The sequence below is a fragment of the Amycolatopsis rubida genome (genome assembly GCF_900115345.1).
Classification (GTDB): Bacteria; Actinomycetota; Actinomycetes; order Mycobacteriales; family Pseudonocardiaceae; genus Amycolatopsis; species Amycolatopsis rubida.
On sequence record NZ_FOWC01000035.1, the window covers coordinates 1 to 5,265 of the forward strand.

General features: G+C 57.6%; 3 rRNA genes. All 3 read right to left on the minus strand.

The annotated features are described in order from the left end of the window. Positions 1-5: 5 nt before the first annotated feature. The 3 genes from rrf to BM362_RS45950 all read right to left on the minus strand — a co-directional run bounded on the left by rrf (position 6) and on the right by BM362_RS45950 (position 5,125). Positions 6-122: ribosomal RNA gene (gene rrf / locus BM362_RS45940) — 5S ribosomal RNA — on the minus strand. A gap of 84 nt (positions 123-206) precedes the next feature. After that, positions 207-3,329: ribosomal RNA gene (locus BM362_RS45945) — 23S ribosomal RNA — on the minus strand. 276 nt (positions 3,330-3,605) lie between these two features. Further along, a 16S ribosomal RNA gene (locus BM362_RS45950) occupies positions 3,606-5,125 on the minus strand. Together the 16S, 23S and 5S rRNA genes form the textbook arrangement of a ribosomal RNA operon. Positions 5,126-5,265: the final 140 nt, after the last annotated feature.

Here is a 5,265-nt window from a genome sequence, read left to right on the forward strand (position 1 = left end):
GTTGAGTTCGGCGGTGTCCTACTCTCCCACAACCCTTCGGTTGCAGTACCATCGGCGCAGTCAGGCTTAGCTTCCGGGTTCGGAATGGGACCGGGCGTTTCCCTGACGCTAAAACCACCGAAACACTCCGAAACAACACACCCCCCGTCTCGGGACGGGGCCTGGTGTGGTGTTTCAGAACCGTAGAGTGGATGCGAGCGATCTTTGTGGGCAAGTCCTCGGCCTATTAGTACCAGTCAACTCGACAACACATTACTGTGCTTCCATTTCTGGCCTATCAACCCAATCGTCTCTTGGGGGCCTTAACCCACACGGGGTGGGATACCTCATCTTGGAACAGGCTTCCCGCTTAGATGCCTTCAGCGGTTATCCCTTCCGAACATAGCCAACCAGCCATGCCACTGGCGTGACAACTGGCACACCAGAGGTCCGTCCGTCCCGGTCCTCTCGTACTAGGGACAGCCTTCCTCAAGTATCCTGCGCGCGCGGCGGATAGGGACCGAACTGTCTCACGACGTTCTAAACCCAGCTCGCGTGCCGCTTTAATGGGCGAACAGCCCAACCCTTGGGACCTACTCCGGCCCCAGGATGCGACGAGCCGACATCGAGGTGCCAAACCATGCCGTCGATATGGACTCTTGGGCAAGATCAGCCTGTTATCCCCGGGGTACCTTTTATCCGTTGAGCGACACCCCTTCCACCAGGAGGTGCCGGATCACTAGTCCCGACTTTCGTCCCTGCTCGACATGTCTGTCTCACAGTCAAGCTCCCTTGTGCACTTGCACTCGACACCTGATTGCCAACCAGGCTGAGGGAACCTTTGGGCGCCTCCGTTACCCTTTAGGAGGCAACCGCCCCAGTTAAACTACCCATCAGGCACTGTCCCTGAACCAGATCATGGTCCGAGGTTCAGATTCCCAATCCGACCAGAGTGGTATTTCAACAACGACTCCACACCCACTAGCGTGAACGCTTCACAGTCTCCCACCTATCCTACACAAGCCGAACCGAAAACCAATACCAAACTATAGTAAAGGTCCCGGGGTCTTTCCGTCCTGCCGCGCGTAACGAGCATCTTTACTCGTAATGCAATTTCGCCGGGCCTGTGGTCGAGACAGCCGGAAAGTCGTTACGCCATTCGTGCAGGTCGGAACTTACCCGACAAGGAATTTCGCTACCTTAGGATGGTTATAGTTACCACCGCCGTTTACTGGCGCTTAAATTCTCAGCTTCACCCCCCGAAAGGAGTTAACCGGTCCTCTTAACGTTCCAGCACCGGGCAGGCGTCAGTCCATATACATCGTCTTGCGACTTCGCATGGACCTGTGTTTTTAGTAAACAGTCGCTTTCCGCTGGTCTCTGCGGCCAACCACCCCTCCGTCCGCACGGGACTTCAAGATGCCTGGCCCCCCTTCTCCCGAAGTTACGGGGGCATTTTGCCGAGTTCCTTAACCACAGTTCACCCGATCGCCTCGGTATTCTCTACCTGACCACCTGTGTTGGTTTGGGGTACGGGCCGTGCATGCACTCACTAGAGGCTTTTCTCGACAGCATAGGATCACCCGCTTCGCCTCAAACGGCTACGCATCACGTCTCAGAGTATGTGAACAGCGGATTTGCCTACCGTTCCTCCTACACGCTTACACCAGGACAACCATCGCCTGGCGGAGCTACCTTCCTGCGTCACCCCATCGCTTGACTACTACGGAATCAGGTCCCACGCTCCACACGGCATATCCGTCCGAAGACTTCCACGCCGGCTTCGGGTGGTTAGTGTCAACCGCCTCGCCATGGGCGCACATGCTCGGGTACGGGAATATCAACCCGTTGTCCATCGACTACGCCTGTCGGCCTCGCCTTAGGTCCCGACTTACCCTGGGCGGATTAGCCTGGCCCAGGAACCCTTGGTCATCCGGCGGCAGAGTTTCTCACTCTGCATTCGCTACTCATGCCTGCATTCTCACTCCCGCACCCTCCACGACTCGCTTCCGCGGCCGCTTCCCTGGATGCAGGACGCTCCCCTACCCACCCGTGCCACTGCACTGCTCCCGAAGAAGCAGCGGATGTATTGCACGAGCGACACAGCTTCGGCGGTGTGCTTAAGCCCCGCTACATTGTCGGCGCAGGACCACTTGACCAGTGAGCTATTACGCACTCTTTCAAGGGTGGCTGCTTCTAAGCCAACCTCCTGGTTGTCTGGGCAATCCCACATCCTTTCCCACTGAGCACACACTTAGGGGCCTTAGCTGGTGTTCTGGGCTGTTTCCCTCTCGACGACGAAGCTTATCCCCCGCCGTCTCACTGCCGCGCTCTCACTAACCGGTATTCGGAGTTTGGTTGATTTCGGTAACCCGGTAAGGCCCCTAGACCATCCAGTAGCTCTACCCCCGGCAAGAAACACGCGACGCTGCACCTAAATGCATTTCGGGGAGAACCAGCTATCACGGAGTTTGATTGGCCTTTCACCCCTACCCACAGCTCATCCCCTCAGTTTTCAACCTAAGTGGGTTCGGGCCTCCACGACGTCTTACCGACGCTTCACCCTGGCCATGGGTAGATCACTCCGCTTCGGGTCTAGACCACGCGACTCAAAACGCCCTGTTCGGACTCGCTTTCGCTACGGCTACCCCACCCGGGTTAACCTCGCCACGCAGCACTAACTCGCAGGCTCATTCTTCAAAAGGCACGCCATCACCCAACAAGTGAGCTCTGACGGCTTGTAGGCACACGGTTTCAGGTACTCTTTCACTCCCCTCCCGGGGTACTTTTCATCTTTCCCTCACGGTACTCGTCCGCTATCGGTCTCCAGGAAGTATTTAGGCTTACCGGGTGGTCCCGGCAGATTCACAGCAAATTCCACGAGCTCGCTGCTACTCGGGAACACCGTCACACAACACAAACACAGTTTTCGCGTACGGGGCTCTCACCCGCTCCGGCCCGCCGTCCCAAACGGTTCCGCTAACCATGCCGCATCACGCCCAGAGTGTCAGCCCTGAGAAGACAGGTCCCACAACACCGCCCGCACAACCCCTGACAGGTATCACATGCAAACGGTTTAGCCTCGTCCGCTTTCGCTCGCCACTACTCACGGAATCACTTTTGTTTTCTCTTCCTGCGGGTACTGAGATGTTTCACTTCCCCGCGTTCCCTCCACACCGGCTATACATTCACCGGCAGGTAACACCACATCACTGGTGCTGGGTTTCCCCATTCGGAAATCCTCGGATCACAGCTCGGTTGACAGCTCCCCGAGGCATATCGCAGCCTCCCACGTCCTTCATCGGCTCCTGAAGCCAAGACATCCACCATGTGCCCTTAACAACTTGACCACAAAGATGCTCGCATCCACTCTACAGTTCTCAAACACCACACCAGAAACAACGTGTGTTGCCTCAGGACCCAACAGCATGCCAGCGAACGACCGTCTCCCCGGACGCCGACCCGGACTTCCACGCGGCAAGCCGCAGTACTGACCGGGGCATAGCCCACCAAAGACGACCTTAACCAGTAGTTCCACAATTCCTTGAGCAACCCGAACAGGCCTGCATTCGAGGCCTAAGCACGGGCCACTCCCGGCCGTGGCCGGGACGTGTTGTGCTCCTTAGAAAGGAGGTGATCCAGCCGCACCTTCCGGTACGGCTACCTTGTTACGACTTCGTCCCAATCGCCAGTCCCACCTTCGACCACTCCCTCCCCGAAGGGTTGGGCCATGGGCTTCGGGTGTTACCGACTTTCATGACGTGACGGGCGGTGTGTACAAGGCCCGGGAACGTATTCACCGCAGCGTTGCTGATCTGCGATTACTAGCGACTCCGACTTCACGCAGTCGAGTTGCAGACTGCGATCCGAACTGAGACCGGCTTTAAGGGATTCGCTCCACCTCGCGGTATCGCAGCCCTCTGTACCAGCCATTGTAGCATGTGTGAAGCCCTGGACATAAGGGGCATGATGACTTGACGTCATCCCCACCTTCCTCCGAGTTGACCCCGGCAGTCTCCCACGAGTCCCCGCCATGACGCGCTGGCAACGCAGGATAAGGGTTGCGCTCGTTGCGGGACTTAACCCAACATCTCACGACACGAGCTGACGACAGCCATGCACCACCTGTACACCAACCACAAGGGAAGCCCCATCTCTGGGGATGTCTGGCGCATGTCAAGCCCAGGTAAGGTTCTTCGCGTTGCATCGAATTAATCCACATGCTCCGCCGCTTGTGCGGGCCCCCGTCAATTCCTTTGAGTTTTAGCCTTGCGGCCGTACTCCCCAGGCGGGGCGCTTAATGCGTTAGCTACGGCACGGACAACGTGGAATGTCGCCCACACCTAGCGCCCAACGTTTACAGCGTGGACTACCAGGGTATCTAATCCTGTTCGCTCCCCACGCTTTCGCTCCTCAGCGTCAGTATCGGCCCAGAGACCCGCCTTCGCCACCGGTGTTCCTCCTGATATCTGCGCATTTCACCGCTACACCAGGAATTCCAGTCTCCCCTGCCGAACTCAAGTCTGCCCGTATCGACCGCACGCTCCACGTTAAGCGTGGAGATTTCACGGCCGACGCGACAAACCGCCTACGAGCTCTTTACGCCCAATAATTCCGGACAACGCTCGCACCCTACGTATTACCGCGGCTGCTGGCACGTAGTTAGCCGGTGCTTCTTATCCAGGTACCGTCACTCTCGCTTCGTCCCTGGCGAAAGAGGTTTACAACCCGAAGGCCGTCATCCCTCACGCGGCGTCGCTGCATCAGGCTTGCGCCCATTGTGCAATATTCCCCACTGCTGCCTCCCGTAGGAGTCTGGGCCGTGTCTCAGTCCCAGTGTGGCCGGTCACCCTCTCAGGCCGGCTACCCGTCGTCGCCTTGGTAGGCCACTACCCCACCAACAAGCTGATAGGCCGCGGGTTCATCCCGTACCGCCGGAACTTTCCACCCCCCACCATGCGGTGAAAGGTCATATCCGGTATTAGACCCAGTTTCCCAGGCTTATCCCAGAGTACAAGGCAGATTACCCACGTGTTACTCACCCGTTCGCCACTCATCCCCGGCCGAAACCGGTTCAGCGTTCGACTTGCATGTGTTAAGCACGCCGCCAGCGTTCGTCCTGAGCCAGGATCAAACTCTCCAACAATGCTGTAAAGTTCGATCGAGACTACACTCTCAATCATTCCCAAAGGAAACCCCGACGAGGGGGTTTCACATATAAGCTCTACTGGCTTAGTTCACTAGCACACTGTTGAGTTCTCAAGCAACACACCCCGAACCACACCC